Origin of the sequence: Amphritea atlantica (assembly GCF_018860855.1) — a bacterium.
In the GTDB taxonomy this organism is placed as follows: Bacteria; Pseudomonadota; Gammaproteobacteria; order Pseudomonadales; family Balneatricaceae; genus Amphritea; species Amphritea atlantica_A.
The window spans coordinates 46,866-63,365 of record NZ_JAHKQE010000012.1; the positions used below are offsets into that span (position 1 = coordinate 46,866).

General features: G+C 50.9%; 18 protein-coding genes. 12 read left to right on the forward strand and 6 right to left on the reverse strand.

All coding sequences use genetic code 11. The annotated features are described in order from the left end of the window. Positions 1 to 31 precede the first annotated feature (31 nt). The 8 genes from ftsE to trmB all read left to right on the forward strand — a co-directional run bounded on the left by ftsE (position 32) and on the right by trmB (position 5,275). Complete coding sequence (gene ftsE / locus KO512_RS04600; protein WP_215951167.1) at positions 32 to 694, forward strand: cell division ATP-binding protein FtsE; 663 nt, start codon at positions 32 to 34, stop codon at positions 692 to 694. Next, positions 684 to 1,703, forward strand: a complete 1,020-nt coding sequence (ftsX, locus tag KO512_RS04605) for a permease-like cell division protein FtsX (RefSeq protein ID WP_215951168.1) — start codon at positions 684 to 686, stop codon at positions 1,701 to 1,703. The genes ftsE and ftsX overlap by 11 nt, the downstream gene beginning before the upstream one ends. A gap of 11 nt (positions 1,704 to 1,714) precedes the next feature. Beyond that, a complete protein-coding gene (locus KO512_RS04610; protein WP_215951169.1) occupies positions 1,715 to 1,891 on the forward strand; it encodes a hypothetical protein in 177 nt (58 codons plus the stop codon). Positions 1,892 to 1,985: 94 nt separating this feature from the next. After that, entirely contained in the window at positions 1,986 to 2,843 is an 858-nt protein-coding gene (rpoH, locus tag KO512_RS04615) for an RNA polymerase sigma factor RpoH (RefSeq protein ID WP_126157049.1), read from the forward strand. A 121-nt stretch (positions 2,844 to 2,964) separates the two neighbouring features. Next, positions 2,965 to 3,342: a DUF423 domain-containing protein gene (locus KO512_RS04620; protein WP_215951170.1), complete on the forward strand. Its 378-nt coding sequence runs from the start codon at positions 2,965 to 2,967 to the stop codon at positions 3,340 to 3,342. Positions 3,343 to 3,361: 19 nt separating this feature from the next. Next, a complete protein-coding gene (gene thiS, locus KO512_RS04625; RefSeq protein WP_215951171.1) occupies positions 3,362 to 3,562 on the forward strand; it encodes a sulfur carrier protein ThiS in 201 nt (66 codons plus the stop codon). A 60-nt stretch (positions 3,563 to 3,622) separates the two neighbouring features. Continuing rightward, complete coding sequence (locus KO512_RS04630; RefSeq protein WP_215951172.1) at positions 3,623 to 4,420, forward strand: thiazole synthase; 798 nt, start codon at positions 3,623 to 3,625, stop codon at positions 4,418 to 4,420. 120 nt (positions 4,421 to 4,540) lie between these two features. Then, positions 4,541 to 5,275, forward strand: coding sequence for a tRNA (guanosine(46)-N7)-methyltransferase TrmB (gene trmB, locus KO512_RS04635; RefSeq protein ID WP_215951173.1), 735 nt, complete (start codon positions 4,541 to 4,543; stop codon positions 5,273 to 5,275). 84 nt (positions 5,276 to 5,359) lie between these two features. On the opposite strand, the gene KO512_RS04640 is transcribed toward trmB, so the two are convergent. Together KO512_RS04640 and KO512_RS04645 are read right to left on the reverse strand one after the other, a co-directional pair. Continuing rightward, the gene (locus KO512_RS04640) at positions 5,360 to 6,781 is read right to left on the reverse strand and encodes an aldehyde dehydrogenase family protein (RefSeq protein ID WP_215951174.1); all 1,422 of its coding nucleotides are present in this window, start codon (positions 6,779 to 6,781) and stop codon (positions 5,360 to 5,362) included. 89 nt (positions 6,782 to 6,870) lie between these two features. Then, positions 6,871 to 8,550 carry a thiamine pyrophosphate-dependent enzyme gene (locus tag KO512_RS04645; RefSeq protein WP_215951175.1) on the reverse strand — a complete coding sequence of 560 codons (1,680 nt, stop codon included), beginning with the start codon at positions 8,548 to 8,550 and terminating at the stop codon, positions 6,871 to 6,873. 159 nt (positions 8,551 to 8,709) lie between these two features. Here KO512_RS04645 and KO512_RS04650 point away from each other — a divergent pair, with 159 nt between their 5' ends. Both KO512_RS04650 and KO512_RS04655 read left to right on the forward strand, forming a co-directional pair. Next, positions 8,710 to 9,660 carry a LysR family transcriptional regulator gene (locus KO512_RS04650; RefSeq protein WP_215951176.1) on the forward strand — a complete coding sequence of 317 codons (951 nt, stop codon included), beginning with the start codon at positions 8,710 to 8,712 and terminating at the stop codon, positions 9,658 to 9,660. 55 nt (positions 9,661 to 9,715) lie between these two features. Continuing rightward, positions 9,716 to 10,240 carry a gamma carbonic anhydrase family protein gene (locus tag KO512_RS04655; protein ID WP_215951177.1) on the forward strand — a complete coding sequence of 175 codons (525 nt, stop codon included), beginning with the start codon at positions 9,716 to 9,718 and terminating at the stop codon, positions 10,238 to 10,240. 38 nt (positions 10,241 to 10,278) lie between these two features. On the opposite strand, the gene KO512_RS04660 is transcribed toward KO512_RS04655, so the two are convergent. The 4 genes from KO512_RS04660 to KO512_RS04675 form a co-directional block, all read right to left on the reverse strand. Beyond that, positions 10,279 to 13,368 carry an efflux RND transporter permease subunit gene (locus KO512_RS04660; RefSeq protein WP_215951178.1) on the reverse strand — a complete coding sequence of 1,030 codons (3,090 nt, stop codon included), beginning with the start codon at positions 13,366 to 13,368 and terminating at the stop codon, positions 10,279 to 10,281. A gap of 11 nt (positions 13,369 to 13,379) precedes the next feature. Next, positions 13,380 to 14,438, reverse strand: coding sequence for an efflux RND transporter periplasmic adaptor subunit (locus KO512_RS04665; protein ID WP_215951179.1), 1,059 nt, complete (start codon positions 14,436 to 14,438; stop codon positions 13,380 to 13,382). A 97-nt stretch (positions 14,439 to 14,535) separates the two neighbouring features. Then, positions 14,536 to 14,958, reverse strand: a complete 423-nt coding sequence (locus tag KO512_RS04670; protein ID WP_215951180.1) for a cytochrome b562 — start codon at positions 14,956 to 14,958, stop codon at positions 14,536 to 14,538. Position 14,959: 1 nt separating this feature from the next. Next, positions 14,960 to 15,211: a zinc ribbon domain-containing protein gene (locus tag KO512_RS04675; RefSeq protein WP_215951181.1), complete on the reverse strand. Its 252-nt coding sequence runs from the start codon at positions 15,209 to 15,211 to the stop codon at positions 14,960 to 14,962. A 138-nt stretch (positions 15,212 to 15,349) separates the two neighbouring features. On the opposite strand from KO512_RS04675, the gene KO512_RS04680 reads away from it, so the two are divergent. Both KO512_RS04680 and KO512_RS04685 read left to right on the forward strand, forming a co-directional pair. Then, positions 15,350 to 15,694 (forward strand): 4a-hydroxytetrahydrobiopterin dehydratase, encoded by a 345-nt coding sequence (locus tag KO512_RS04680; protein ID WP_215951182.1) that lies wholly within the window; start codon positions 15,350 to 15,352, stop codon positions 15,692 to 15,694. Positions 15,695 to 15,777: 83 nt separating this feature from the next. Further along, a complete protein-coding gene (locus tag KO512_RS04685) occupies positions 15,778 to 16,398 on the forward strand; it encodes a DUF2799 domain-containing protein (RefSeq protein ID WP_215951183.1) in 621 nt (206 codons plus the stop codon). Positions 16,399 to 16,500 lie beyond the last annotated feature (102 nt).

A 16,500-nucleotide genomic window follows, 5' to 3' on the forward strand; every position in this document is an offset into this window, starting at 1 on the left:
AACGGTTTAACGTCATGTATCGAATATATCAATGATCAGTTTCGACAATGTCACAAAGCGCTACCCCAATGGTTATGATGCCCTGAGTCAGGTCAACTTTAGCCTTGCGAGTGGTGAAATGGCTTTTTTGACCGGCCATTCTGGTGCCGGCAAGACTACCTTGCTGAAATTGCTGATGCTGATGGAGCGACCCTCGAATGGTCGGGTCTTGGTGGGTAATCAGGATCTGGCGACCTTGGGTAACCGGCAGATTCCCTATCATCGCCGTCGTGTTGGGGTGGTGTTTCAGAATCATCAACTATTATTCGATCGATCCGTGTTTGAAAATATTGTCTTGCCGTTGCGGATCTGTGGTTTCGATCCCGCCGATGCAACCCGCCGAGCACATGCGGCACTGGATAAGGTTGGCCTGTTAGATAAAGAGAAGCTCAATCCGGTGGTACTGTCCGGCGGTGAACAGCAGCGGGTGGGTATCGCTCGGGCGATTGTGCATAAACCTCAGGTGTTGTTGGCGGATGAGCCGACCGGCAACCTTGATCCCAAGCTGTCTGAAGAGGTAATGCGCTTGTTTCAGCAGTTTAATCAGGTCGGCACGACGGTGCTTATTGCCAGTCACGATCTAGGCTTGATTGCGCGGATGCCGCATCGGGTGATTACCCTCAATCGGGGTAGGTTGGTCAGTGATGGAAAATAATCAACGTCGCAAAGGGGCTGTTCGGGTTGAGCCGAATCCTAAACGGGATGCCAAAATACACCGAGGTGCTGAACACCATCGATTGAAGATCGGTGATAAAGGGCGCAGTTATCTACGGCATAATCTTGAGGTTGCCAAACAATCCTATTATTCGTTGTTGGCGCAGCCCCTGACCACCTTTATGACACTGGCTGTGCTGGCGATTGCCTTGGCGTTGCCTGGTGCTCTGTATGCGGGGCTAAAAAACCTACAACAGTTGGGTGATGGCTGGCAGGGCGATCCGCGGATCGCGCTTTATCTGAAGTTGACGGTGACTGAAGAATCAGCGGAGACTCTGAGTCGCGAATTATTGCTGCGAGATGATGTGGCCGGTACCGAGTTGATCACCGCCGAGCAGGGAATGCTGGAGTTTCAGGCGATGTCTGGCTTTGGTGATGTCTTTAGTTTTCTTGATAGTAATCCACTGCCCGCCGTGGTGATGGTGATGCCGCGGAATCTATCGGTGACTGAGGTGCCGCTGTTGCAGGCAAAATTACAGGCGTTACCGCAGGTGGATGAAGCGGTGGTCGATATGGAGTGGGTTCAGCGTTTGGCGGCCTTTGTGCGGCTGGCCGAGCGAATGGTCTGGGTGTTGACTGCCCTGTTTATCACGGCGGTACTGTTGGTTGTGGGCAATACGATTCGCTTGTCCATTGAAAGCCGGCGTGATGAAATCATTATTGCTAAGCTGGTGGGGGCGACCGATGCTTATGTTCGTCGGCCGTTCCTTTATGACGGTGTTTGGTTTGGTGTTGCTGGTGGCCTGTCAGCTTGGGTGTTGATTCAGCTGAGTCTATTGTTGCTCAGTAGCCCGGTTGAACATCTGGTGACGCTGTATAATAGTCAGTTTGAACTAGCCGGTTTGGGTTTTGTTGAAACAATACTATTACTTATAATTAGTATTCTATTAGGTCTGTGTGGCGCTTGGTTGGCGGTAGGGCGGCATCTTCGCGAGATTCAACCACAATAAGTGGCGCGGTCATGAATCTCTATAAAGTGATCAAATGTTGCGCTGCATCAAACCTGAGTGGCGAATTAAATGTAAATATAGGTAAAGTGGTTAAGGCGATACACTTGCCATCTGTTAATGTTGTCGTTATCTTTGTTGGTCCGTTAGGCATCCATAAGATTAAAGTGCCTGTGAATGGTTGTCGGTAGCGGGTTATATAGCTGGAACTAATCTGGCTGAAGAGTGTCATAGCGTTAACTTATATTGATACTCTTTGAAATGAATAAGTAATGAGGTTGAGAAATGGGCAAGAGCCTACGAGTCATTGAAGTATTATCTCCAGGTCAAAATCTGGAGGCATATATACGTCAGGTGACTGCGATTCCTGTTCTCACAGTAGAAGAGGAACGCGGACTGGCACAGCGACTGTATTTCGAGAACGATCTTGAAGCAGCGCGTCAGTTAGTATTATCTCATATGCGATTTGTGGTGCATGTTGCTAAGTCTTATTCTGGTTATGGCCTGTCTCAGGCTGACCTGATTCAAGAAGGCAATGTGGGCTTGATGAAAGCGGTTAAACGCTTCGACCCTACCATGGGCGTTCGTCTGGTATCTTTTGCGGTGCATTGGATTAAGGCGGAGATGCATGAATTTATTTTGCGTAACTGGCGTATCGTTAAAGTCGCGACCACTAAAGCACAGCGTAAACTGTTCTTTAACCTGCGTAGCAAGAAGAAAAATCTTGGTTGGTTGACCAATGATGAAGTCACCGCGATGGCGGGTGATCTGGGTGTTGATGAACATGTCGTCCGTGAGATGGAAGGTCGGATGAGCAGTGCTGATATGGCCTTTGATGCACCGGTAGGTGACGATGATGAGCGAGCTTATCAATCACCGGCTTATTTTCTTGAAGATCATAGCCAAGATCCTGCTAGCCAAGTGGAAGATTCTAACTGGGAAGCCGATTCTAACCAGCGCCTGAGTAAGGCGATGGAACAGTTGGATGAACGTAGCCGTGATATTCTGGTGCAGCGTTGGTTAGGTGAAGATAAAGCGACACTGCATGAGCTAGCGGCGCGCTATGAAGTCTCTGCTGAGCGGATTCGTCAGTTAGAAAAGAACGCCATGAAGAAAATTAAAGTCTCGATGTTAGAAGCCTGAAAATTCGGAATTCTGTTATGCGAGTAAAAAAAGCCGCCCTCTGTTGAGTGCGGCTTTTTTATTGCTTATCGCGACCGCTTTGCTTTGTTAGAATAGCTAACCTTATTTCTCGGAATCATTTATGTCTGCTCGCTTTGTCATTTTTTTCACCGCGTTGAGTGGTTTTATTACAGTGGGCCTCGGTGCCTTTGCTTCACATATGCTGCGCACGCAACTGAGCGAGCGGTTGTATGACGTGCTGCAAACCGGTATTCAATATCAAATGTTTCATACTTTAGCGCTGTTCGGTGTGGGGTTGTTGATGTTGCGTCAGCCTGATAAAGGTTGGAATCAGACAGCAATACTGTTTATGACGGGAATGTTTTTTTTCAGTGGCAGCCTCTATATGCTGGCGCTCACTGGACAGCACTGGTTGGGAGCAATAACCCCTCTGGGTGGTGTTTTGTTTTTAGCTGGTTGGTTAAATCTTGGCCGAGTTGCATTTCGGCAGTTAAGTTAATAGAGGTGGATCAAGCTCAATGTTGATACAGGTAAATGGTGACAATCTAGAGATTCAGGAAGGCGCTTCGGTAGCGGATCTGATTGCGCAACTGGAATTAGGAGAGCGTCGTGTCGCTGTCGAGCTGAATTTAGAGATCGTGCCTCGCAGTCGACACGCTGACACAGCGCTTAGCCAAGGTGACCGAGTTGAAGTGGTTCATGCGATTGGTGGCGGTTGAAGAACCGCAGCTGGATGCATGCTTTAGAGAATATGACAGAATCTAACTGGGTAGAACACAATGTCTGAACAACAGAATGATCCATTGATTATTGCAGGTCGTAGCTTTCAGTCTCGTCTTTTGATTGGTACTGGCAAATATCGCGATCTGGAAGAAACTCGTTTGGCGATTGAAGCCAGTGGTGCGGAAATTGTTACGGTAGCGGTGCGACGTACCAACCTTGGCCAAAATCCGGATGAACCTAATCTTTTAGATGTTATCTCCCCAGACAAATACACTATTCTGCCGAATACCGCCGGTTGTTTTAACGCTGAAGACGCTATTCGTACCTGTATGTTGGCCCGCGAGCTGATGGATGGTCACGATCTCGTGAAGCTTGAAGTTTTGGGTGATCAGAAAACCCTCTACCCTAATGTAGTGGAAACGATTAAAGCGGCCGATGTATTAGTGCGGGACGGCTTTAAAGTAATGGTTTATACCAGTGATGATCCGATTGTTGCTAAAGAATTAGAATCACTGGGTTGTGTGTCTATTATGCCGCTGGGATCGATGATTGGTTCTGGGTTAGGGATTCTCAATCCACACAACATCAATGTGATTATGGAAGATTGTAAAGTGCCAGTCTTAGTGGATGCCGGTGTTGGTACTGCCTCTGAGGCAGCCTTTGCGATGGAGATGGGTTGTGAGGCGGTGTTGATGAACTCGGCAATTGCAGGCGCCCGTAACCCTATGCTGATGGCGTCCGCAATGCGTAAAGCCATTGAAGCGGGTCGTGAGGCATTCCTCGCCGGACGGATGCCGCGTAAGAAGTATGCAAGTGCGTCTTCACCAATGGAAGGTACTATTGTCTCTAAGTAAGTGTTGCAGCTAACTTATTGATTTAAATCGACGGCTGCTATGACGTAGCCTGAAAAATGAAAGATTACAGCAGCCTGATCCGCAGATCAGGCTGTTTTGTTTTAATAAGAGTCCAGATTGATGTCAGAAGATAAAAAACCTGAACAGCAAACTCCAGAGCAGGCGACTGGGGAAAAATATATGCGCACCGTCAAAAGCTTCGTATTGCGTGCCGGTCGGATGACCGAAGGCCAGCAGAAAGCAATGGAGACCGTATGGCCCGAAATGGGCCTAACGCTGGATCAGGGAATGCTCAATCTGGCAGAGGTGTTTGGTCGTGAGGCACCGGTGGTGTTGGAGATCGGCTTTGGTATGGGTGATTCGCTGATCGAGATGGCCAAAGATCAACCGGAAAAAAACTATATCGGCATCGAAGTACACCGTCCCGGCGTGGGTCGCTTGCTGAGCAATGTCGAGAAAGAAGGCCTGACCAATATTCGTGTGTTTTGTGATGATGCGATCGAAGTGCTGGCCCAATGTATTCCTGATGAAAGCCTGAGTACATTACAGCTGTTTTTCCCTGATCCATGGCATAAGAAAAAACACCATAAACGTCGTATCGTACAGTTATCCTTAGCCGAAACATTGCGTAAAAAGTTGAAGGTAGGCGGTCAGTTTCATATGGCGACGGATTGGGAAAACTACGCTGAGCATATGATGGAAATCATGAGTGCTGCGCCGGGCTACCGGAATGTAGCGGGTGAACAGGCTTACTCGCCGCAGCCAGAGTGGCGACCGGTGACTAAGTTCCAGAAACGCGGTGAGCGTCTGGGGCATGGCGTGTGGGATCTTATGTTTGAGCGGACTGCCGATTAAGGCTTGGTTGCTTGAGAGTTACTTGATTGCCAAATACTCCCCGATATCCTCTTGCGCGGATATCGGGAGTGTCAGTTAGGAGGCTTATTTCTGGATTTTAAGCGTATGCAGAGAGGTGTATTCTGCTAAGCCATGGGCACCGAATTCAACTCCGAACCCTGATTGTTTTATCCCGCCAAAGGGCGCATCCGGTTGTACCGCACCGTGGGTATTAACCCAAGAGGTGCCACACTCCAACTGCTGTGCTATCGCCTCGGCTTGTTGAATATCGGCAGACCAGACCGAGCCACCTAAACCATTGGGATTATCATTGGCCAAAGCAATGGCGCTGTCGATATCGGTGTATTTAATCACCGGCAGAATCGGCCCAAATTGTTCCTCATCCACCAATTCATCACCATTGCTCAGCCCAGCAACAATGGTCGGTTCAAAGAAAAACCCTTGAGTGCCAATACGTTTGCCGCCTGCGAGAATCTGTCCTCCTGCTTTGTTGGCGCTGGCAGCAAGCTTTACAACAATGCTGAGCTGCTCTTCGTTCTGTAGTGGGCCTAATTGACTGTCGGGGTTGAGCGCATCGCCAACCACCACGGCTTTGGCCTGTTCTGCCAATGCCTGACAGACCTCATCATAGATGGATTCATGTACATAAAGCCGCTTTAGGCAGGCGCAGGTTTGGCCGTTGTTGTGGAAGGCCGCGCCAAACAGCTGTGGCACGACGCTATCAATATCGATATCTGGCAGCACGATGGCCGCATCGTTACCGCCGAGTTCGAGGGTGAGTCGTTTCAGACTGGTGGCCGCCGATGCCATAATCGCCTTGCCGGTAGGGGTGGAACCGGTGAAAATAATCTTGTTTACCTCAGGGTGGGCGACCAACGCGCCGCCTACATCACCATAACCTGTCACGATATTCAGAACGCCTTTAGGCAGCACTGTATTAGCCAGCTCGACGAAGCGCAAGGTGGCCAATGGCGTCTTCTCCGATGGTTTGATCACGACGGTGTTGCCGGCCCGCAGAGCAGGGATAACATGCCAAATGGCAATCATCAGCGGCCAATTCCAAGGGGTTATCGAAGCGACCACACCTAACGGCTTGCGATAGGCTTTGACGAACAGTTCGTCGTCATCCTGAATGATCTCATCGGCTAAGGTAATATCGGCGGTGACGTGGGTCCAGCCAATCGAGCCCATCAGTTCCATCGTTGCGCCGACAAAATTCAGGCCGCCACGGGGTTTGCCGGTTTCCTGACAGATGAGCGTTTCCAGCTCTTCTTGATGCTGCTCCAGTAACTGACCTAGCTGATGGATCAGCCCACTGCGGGCTTCATCTGAGGTGGCGCTCCACTGAGGAAAGGCGCGGCGCGCAGCATTCACTGCTTGATCGACTAACGCAGGGTTGGCCAGCGGGCATTGGGCGAAGAGTTCGCCTGTTGAGGGGTTAATCACATCGAGTGTGGCACCGCTATCGATGGCCGCACCATCGATGGTGAGGTTGAATTCGGACATAGGGCTTCCTTACTTATTTTTTTGTTTCATCATTGGCCAGTAACACCGAGCGTCAAATGATTAACGTCTGGGTGCTGAAGGTCACCGTATCAGCTGTTTGGCTGGGATAGCCGCTGTTGCATGTGGATAAACTCCCAAGGCGAGCTCTCTTCGCCACGTTCACACACCACTTCGATCAGTGCCGGTGCGTTGTTATTGATACATTTTTCCAACACAGGTTTCAGTTCGGCTGGGGAGGTTACCCGGTAGGCGTTCACATGGCAGCTTTCCGCCAGTTTAATAAAGTCGGGGGTGAGTAACTCGGAGCCACTGTAACGGCTGTTATAGTGCATATCCTGATCGCGGCGCACATTGCCGTAGGCATTGTTGTTGAAGACCAGAGTGACCAGACCGATATTATGTTCTGCGGCGGTAATCAGCTCTTGCACGCCAAACATAAAACCGCCATCACCACAGACAGACACCACGGCTTTATCAGGGTTGGCGACCTTAACGCCAAGCGCAGTGGGGAAGCCATATCCAAGGGTGCCCTGAAAACCGCCTTCAATAAAGGTGCGAGGCGCGAGTACCGGCAGTCCTCCAATCCAGGTGGTGAAACCCATCTGTGACAGTTCCGGCACATAGAATCCATCGCGTGGCAGCACATCCCGGATAACCGAGAGGTAGGACATCTGCGGCTGTACCTTCTGGATCGCTTGCCAAGCGACAACTTTAGCGGTGGCGATCTCATCGAGGCGGTTTTTATCGGGGGATACCTGTGTTTCTAATTGTTCGATCAGCAAGCGGCAAGCGGCGGCTGAATCGGCAATGATGCCCAGATCCGGAGCAAAAATCTCCATCTGGGCGGGGTCGATATCGATACGGATCAGTTTCGGGCCGGAGGTCGGCGCCTGCTGATATTCCATATAGTTACCCCAGCGCATATAGGGCATTTCCAGCCGTGAGCCGATACCGATTAGTAGATCGGTATCATCCCAGAGTTCACGGGCGGCAACGGGCGGAACACCTAACGGATGGTCTTCGGCGACGATGCCTCGGCCACTACGGAAGCCGGTCACCGGTGCATTCAGGAGTTCAGCCAGCGCCTGCACTTCGACGGACGCATATTGGGCGCCGGCGCCACACATGATCATCGGCTTCTTCGCTGCGCTGATCAGCTTAACGGCTTCTTGAATGGCATCGAGGTTGATGGTTGGCGCGCTGGGAGTGGTATTGGGAACCGTGATGCTGGCATCCTGTTGTTCTGCCATCACATCCCAGCACATCTCAACCGTTACTGGGCCGGGGCGGCCACTGCGTGAGGTGGTAAAGGCCTGATTGACCTTGTCGGACACACTGTCCTGCTGATGGATGGTGACCGCATCTTTGATAATCGTCTTGAGTGTGCCCGCTTGGTCTGACAGTTCATGCAGATGGCCGCGTCCCTGTCCCATAAATGAGCTAGGCACCTGACCGGTCAGACCGACAATAGAGCTACAGTTAGCCATGGCGGTACATAATGCCGCGGTGGTATTCAGAATACCGGGCCCCGGCACCACCGAGAAGACACCGGTTTTGCCGGTTGATTTAGCATACCCCATGGCCATATAGGCGGCGCTCTGCTCATGGCGGGGAACGACCAGATCGATAGAGCTATTATAAATGCCATCAAATAGGGGGTAGATCTGTGCGCCGGGAATGCCAAAAATAGTCTCTGTTCCGTTGGCTGCAGCGGCAGCAATAATTGCTTCGCCGCCGCTCATTCGAGTTGTATCTGTCGCGTTGCTCATCTTGTCGGCTTCTTATAATTAGGTGCTTTAACAAGATAGTAGAAAAGCGATATCTATAATAAAACTATAGATAATGTTTATAGGCTATAATTAATTTATTATAGATAAGGGGTTTAGCCGTCGTCATTAAGCCGGTAGGCAGCCGATCTTGGGTCCGTTATGAATATTAAACAGCTGCAGTATTTCCTGAAAGTGGCAGAGATGAAGAGTATCGCAGCGGCGGCTCGGCAACTGGATATCGCCCAGCCGGCGTTGAGTTTGCAGATCTCTAAGTTAGAACATGAAGTGAAATCGCAGCTGTTTTCGCGTGGGATCAAAGGGGTACAGCTCACCGAATCGGGCCAGCTATTTGAAAAGCATGTGCAGATGGTGGTGGGACAGCTAAACCGAGCGGTCAGTGATATTTCAGAGCTAGAGGGCAGCCCCAAGGGCAAACTGGTTATCGTGATGAACCAGGCGGGAGTTAATCTGCTGGCGATGCCGGTGTCTCAGGTGATTGAGAACGCCTTCCCCAATGTTGAGCTAGACCTACGTATGGGACTGTCCTATCAGGTGGTTGAACAGCTTGCCAGTGGTGAAGCTGATCTAGCGATCACCTATGAGGAGGGCGCAGATAATAAGAGCATCTCTAGGGAGTTGTTGATCCGCGAAGATCTCTATTTTACCACCCAGCTGAATGATCAAAACCGAGAGCTCGATACGATTCGTTTTAAAGATCTGGCCGACTATGAAATTGTTACTACCTCGGAAAAAGAATCCTTAGGGCGTAAGATTCGCGAGTATGAAAAACGTGAAGGGATCGAGCTAAAGAAAAAAATGCCCTATGGTCAGTTGCTCACCAGTCTGCGGTTTGTCTGTGAGGGGCACTGCAATATGATTTTGCCCTCCTCGGCCTTTTTTCATCTGGAGCAGGCTGGGCAGCTGAAAGCATTAAAAATTATAGAACCGGCAATGACCCGCAATGTGTATCTGGCCATTAATCACGAGCGCCCAGTGCGTAATATCACCCTCAAAGTGATTGAGCTGATTACGCAGTGTGCTTACCAAGAGCACCTGACGGGGAATTGGCGCGGGGAGATGAGCAGGTCGGCCATCGATAAGGCGGTTTAGAGCGCAGTAAGGCCTAGGTTCTAGCGCAATAATATAACAACAGGAGAGAGCAACGATGGCGATTTATGAATTTGATGGTCAACAGCCGCAAGTGGATGCAGATACCTATGTGGCCGATCAGGCGACGGTCATTGGTCATGTGATCTTAGAGGCGGGTGCGAGTATCTGGCCGCAGGCGGTATTGCGTGGGGATAACGAGCCGATCGTGATCAGTCAGGGGAGTAACGTGCAGGAAGGCGCGGTGCTGCATACCGACCCGGGTTATCCATTGATGGTTGAAGAGCGGGTAACCATTGGCCATCAGGCGATGTTGCACGGTTGTCATATCGGAACGGGGTCGTTGATCGGGATTCAGGCGGTTGTGCTAAACGGCGCGGTGATTGGCAAAAACTGCTTGGTCGGAGCCGGTGCGGTTGTGACCGAAGGTAAGGTCTTTCCCGATAACTCACTGATTCTGGGTGTGCCTGCGAAGGTGATTAAAGAGCTGAGTGCAGATGCTATCGCGAATATGCATAACAATGCGGATAAATATGTTGAGAATGGCCGCAAACATAAGTCATCACTGAAGAAGCTGAGTTAAACCGGACGTTGCCGGTTTAACGGTTACGGCCTAGATTTTTACGCCTTAGATGAGCGGCGATAATTAACCAGATGGTAGGTCACGGGAATCAAAACGAGGCTGACCAGCATTGAGAAGCTAAGCCCCCAGATCACGGTGATCGCCAAGGGTTGTAGCATTTCGGCACCATCACCCCAGCCGAGTGCGAGGGGCAGCATACCGGCAACGGTACTCAGCGTGGTCATGATAATCGGCCGTAGCCGAAGTCTAGCCGCTTCGAGAATCGCTGTAGAAATATCGCTGCCTTTATCACGGGCGATCTCGACATATTCCACCAATAGAATCGCGTTATTCACCACGATGCCGGTTAGCATAATCATGCCTAACCAGACCGGCATCGACAGCGGAATGGCGGTTAGCCAGAGCCCACCGGCCACGCCGATAGCCGCAAAGGGCACGCTGAAAATAATGATTAACGGATTACGCAGTGATTCGTATTGAATCGCCATCACCACAAACACCAAAAACAGGGCTAACCCCAGCAACATCGTGGTGAGTTTGTTTTGCTCTGCCAGCACCTTTTCTGAACCACCATCATAGACGGTATAACCCTCAGGCAGGGATAGTTCGTCACGCACGGTTTTAATCGCGATTAAGGCCTCGCCGAGCGTCATATTCGGCGCCAGGGAGGCGGATATCTCAACGATACGCATCTGGTTATCCCGCTGAATACTGGCCGGCGATTCAATCAGTTGAATGTTGGCAACATCGGAAAGGTGTACAGGGGGCGCTGCACCGTTGCCGGGGAACAGCAGTAAGGTCTCCATCGATTGAGGGGTATTGAAATGCTGCTCTGCTAGACGCAGACGGATATCGTAGGCGTGATCGTCGGTAATGTATTCGCTGATGACTTTGCCCTGCAGTGCGATCTGGGTGGCCTCTATAAGATCGGCCAGATCGATGCCGAGCTGATTCGCACGTACTCGGTCTAGACTGATCGAGAGTTCGTTCAGACGGTCTTCTGCCGAGTGACTCAGGTTACGCAGTTGGGGCAGTGACTTGAGTTCGGCGGTTAACTCATCCGCCAGACTAATCAGCGTTTTATTATCCGGTCCCTGTAAGCGCAGACTGATATCTTCGCTACCGCTGTTGGTACGGATGCCGCGGATGCCGCGTTGGGTCATTCTCACGGTGAACCCAGCCAGTTGTAGGGCCGCTATTTGCCGCTGTAGCTTCTCTATCCACTGATGGCTCGATAGCTGGCGTTCAGCTACCGACTTGAGTTGTACCACCACGGTTGAGCGGTTGGATTGCTCCCGTTGTGAGCGGCCAAACACCGAGCCACCGACTAGGGTAAACACCGTTTCAGTTTCGGGTTGCTGGGCAAAAAGCGCTTCCAGTTGACTGACCTTGGCGTCCATTTCGCTCAGGGATATACCGGTATCGGCGGTGATTCTGATGGTGATCCGGCCATCATCGAGCGGCGGTAGAAAGATCTGTTTACCACTGGTGAAAACCGGCATGGAGAGGAGCAGCGCCAGAATAAAAGCGAACAGGGTGAGCAGGCGGTGCTGTAAAAAACGTTTGAGGATGGCGCTATAAACTCGTTGTAGGCCTTTCACCGCTCGGTCGGTCAACTGACGAATGCCGCCACTTCGAGAAGGCTTGGTCGCGGCGGCGAGTGCTGGCACGAGGGTCAGGGCGATCACCATCGAGGCAAAAATAGCCGCTGAGATGGTGATAATCAGTTCTTGAAATAGCAGTCCAGTTAATCCGCCAATAAACAAAAATGGCAAAATGGCACAGAGGTTGGTTGAGGTTGAGGCGATAATCGCACTATTAACCTCGGTGGCGGCATTGTTGGCCGCCGCGAGTGGGTGTTCATGATTCTGCTGATGGCGGCTGATATTTTCTAGCATCACAATGGTGTTATCCACCAACATCCCGATACCTAATGCTAAGCCACCGAGGGTCATAATATTGAGGGTGAGTCCGCCGAGCCCCATCAATACACAGGTAAACATAATGGCAATCGGGATCGCACTACCGATTATCAGCGTATGGCGCAGATTTCCCAGAAACAGATAGACCACCGCCATCGCCAGTAATGCCCCACTGATAGCCGCAGTGGTGGCGTTATTGAGGGATTGTTTGACATAGATTGATTGATCGGACACCTGGGTGACGCTGATATCGGCGGGAATGATCTGTTGTTGCGCTAGCCAGACCAGCCGTTCTTTGACCTGATCGGCGACATAGGTGGTGTTGGCGGCGGGCTGTTTTTGAATCGACAGCTTGATGCCCTGTACACCGTCGGCGCGGATCAGAATACGCTCGTCTTCGGTGCTGAACTCGACACTGGCGAGGTCTGCTAGGGTTAGGCTGGTATCGCCTCGGCGAGCAACGGGGAGTTGGCGTAGTTGTTCGAGTGAGATAAGCCGGCCACTGATGCGGCTATTGAGTTCATTGCCGGGCATCGTGATGCGCCCGGCCGCTTGATCGCCGTTACCCTCTGTCACCGCATCGGTCAGGGTGCTATAGCTGATATCGTAGGCGGCCATCCGTTGTTGATCCGGAATAATATGCACTTCGCGCACCACCCCGCCGCCCACTTCGGCAGCTGCCACACCAGGCAAATTGATCAACCATTTGGCGATCACATCATCGGCCCATTGGCGCAGTGCTGCACTATCGAGAATCTGAGAACTGATAACAAATTCCATCACCGGAATTTGTGAGGGGTCGAGCTTATAGATTACCGGTGAATCGATCGAGTCTGGTAGGTTGCGCCGCGCGCGATCGAGTCGGGTACTGGCATCCCGCAAGGCGACATCGATATCTTTGCCATATTCAAAGGCTAGATCGACCGTGGTGGTGCCCTGTGTGGTGGTCGATTGTACATGGATGGCATCTTCGGTAATCGCCAGTTGCTCTTCTAGTTTTCGGGTCACCCGATCTTCCATCACCGTGGGTGGAACGCCGCTGTCCAACACTCTGACACGAATCTCAGGGTAGATAATATTGGGTAATAGATCGACCGATAGACGGTTGAGAGCAAAGGAGCCGATCACGATCACTGACAAGGCCAGCATGATCACTCCAACGGGGTGGCGGATAGACCAGTTAGCCAGTCCTCTTGAGTGTCTCATGAGCGTCGGCCTCAGTCGCTGGTCCGGTTGACAACAGTGACCTGCATCCCCGGTTTAAGGTTGGTGAAGCCGCGGGTAATGACCCGTTCTCCTGGCTGAAGTCCGGCGAGAATTTCGATCTGTTCGCCGGTTTTGAGGCCTGTTTCGAGTGGTCGTATCTGAACCTTGTTATCACTGTCGGTGACGAAGACATAACTGCCGTTAGCGGATTGTCGCAGGCTACCAAAGGGTAACAACAGCACCTGTTGTCGGGCGATACTGAATTTTACTCGCGCAAACTGACCTGGGCGTGCGCCTTCCGGTGCAGGACTCAGGCTGATTTCAAGGGTGCCACTGCGAGTGGTAGGATCGATAGTCGGGTAGATGCGGCTGACAGTGCCAGACACGGCAAAGGGTTTGAGTTGATGACTGCTCTGTAGAGCATCGATCTGAATATCGACCGGCATTCCGATGGCGAGTTGATTGAGCAATAGTTCAGATACGTCAACTTTAAGTCTTAGGCTGCTGACATCGGCCACGGTTAGTAGGTGCGAAGACTGTTCTGCCAGATTACCCGGTTCGGTATGTCGGCCAGTGATGACGCCGTCTATGGGTGAGCGTATACGGGTGTAGCCTAGCCGAGTGGCGATGACTTTTTCATCGGCTTGGGCGACCGCTAGGTCGGTTTCGCGGCTGGTGAGTTCGGAGCGGGCGGTAAGATTACGCTTAATAAGCCCTTTGATGCGGGCTAATTCGGTTTCCGCCTGCTGGCGAACGGCTCGGGCCCGCTGTAACTGTGCGCTGAGTAGTTGATCATCCAATCTTACCAGTAGTTGATCGCGTTTTACCCGATCGCCTTCCCGAGGGAGAATTTCGTTAACGATACCCTCTTCTTGGGTATAGATGTTGATGGTCTGAAAGGCTTCAAGGCTACCGGTGCGGATGCGTTCTAGTTCAATATCCGCAGGGGCGGCCTGCATGACCTCAACCAAGTGCGGCTTAGCTTGACGTGCTTTCGCGCTAGGCTGTTGTTCGCACCCAGAGAGTAAGATGAGGGCTGTGCATAACAGGGTAACTATTTTGCCGGACATATAACGCCGCTGTCTGTGTGAATGATGAATAATATCTATACCACAGATAGATGAAATGTCGACAGCGGTTTCAGTTAAAACTGATATATAGGTTTTGCTACAGGTTTAGCGCTTTTTTGAATGTGTCGAGGAGCAAATCAAAAACCCCCGGCTTTACTTTTTTATGGTATTCCAGCCGTAATTGGTCCACTTCTTTTAATTGGCTCTGTAATTCAGCCAGATTGGTATCGGTGGCTGTTGGTAGGCTGCTAACCAAGCTTTGAACCTTATTGAGGCCTTCCAGTGATAGCTCTTTGCGTTCGGGTGAAAATTTATAGCTGCGTGCGGTTTCCAGCTGAGTTAAGAATTCGGCAATCTTGTCATTAAAAACGACGGGATCGCGGGCATCCATCGCCTGCTTATAATGGAGACGCATCTCTTTCATGGTGGGCTTGAGTGCCCCAGCGGTTGCGGAATTGATTAATAGAAGACTGAGTAACAGGGTTAAGATAGGTGCTTTACCGAACATTTTTAACAGCATATTAGCTTCCACAATCTTGATGACAACCCGCACACGTCGTACAGGGTTGTGGTTTAGATTTTTGTCGAGGGGTATGACTAATCATATCCGCGGTGTTGAGTAATTGGGTGACGGCTGCATTCAGCGGTATCGCGCCACTATTGAAACCGCCGATATCGCATAGATCGGCCCAACTGGAAATTTTAAGTGTCTTTGGGTGACGCACCTCAAAAATATCGCCAGTAGTTTCGCAGCGGTAGTCATAAGTCGGCATAATCTCTGTCCTTGTATTCTGCAGCCTTGTCAGAGCAGAACCTTACCATGGAATCCATACGCCGAGTTAATCAATCTATCTACTGTTGGTGTATCCGTGTTTATACTAAAGCCAAGGTGTTAATTATTGGAGTAGCTCATGAGTGAGCCCATTTGTTTGCAGCAGCGTCATTGTCTTCCCTATAAGGGAATGACTGTGTTGAATCGAGTAGAAGCGCAGCAGCGGTTAGTCCAGCTGGCATCTGGCTGGTCCGTCGATGATGAGGCGAACGTTATCCACAAACTGTTTCAGTTTAAAGATTTTCATCACACGATGGCCTTTGTAAATGCACTGGCGTGGATCGCCCATCGGGAAAATCATCATCCCGATCTCGAGGTGAGTTATGCCAGCTGCCGAGTACGTTTCACCACCCATGCTCTGGGCGGTTTATCTGAAAATGACTTTATTTGCGCGGCAATGATCGATGCGCTGGATGCTGAATAACCCGATGTTTACGCTATGTTCGGTTGGTATTCAGCCACGATTGAGCACAATGCCTGCTTAATCAAGAAGAGGGAGCGATGAACATGATAAGGCGATCATTCGTGGTCTTTCTGAGTGTGGGGTTAGCAAGCTGTGCCACGCTCGACAAAGAGGACTGTTTATCGGCGGATTGGCAACTGATTGGCTTTAATGATGGTGCGGCGGGTTATGAAACCAAGCGTTTAGAGCAACATCGAGATGCCTGTGCCGAATATGGAGTGGTGCCACAAATCGATGATTACCTGCAGGGCTATGACCGCGGAGTTATACGCTATTGCACCGCGGTTAATGGTTATGCCACCGCACGCGCTGGGCAGGTGTTCAATACCGTTTGTAGTGGTGATCTTCGTCCAGCGTTTGCGTATGGTTTTGAACTCGGTGTCGAGGCTCATCGGCAAGTAGAGCGGTTGGCCGATGCTGAAGAGCGATTAAAGGAGTTGAAAGCGGCGCAGCATGCCGATAAACACGCATTGAATCAAGCCCGAGACGCATTGCTGACGGATGAACACTCGTCCGGTAGGCGTGCGCGGTTACTCGATGATGTGCGAAGTTTGGATCGGGCCATCCATTTCCGAGCCTTACATATCATGCAGCAACAGCATGAAGTGGATAGGGAAGCGCGGTATCTAACCACGCTGGAAGTCGATCTGCGTTCACAGTTATGAGTTAAACTGTTTTGTTTAAAACAAAAAAAGCCCTGCGCAAGGGCAGGGCAAGAAGCCGTTTTAAAGGCGATGGTGAATAGCAATAAATCAATTTAACGGGGT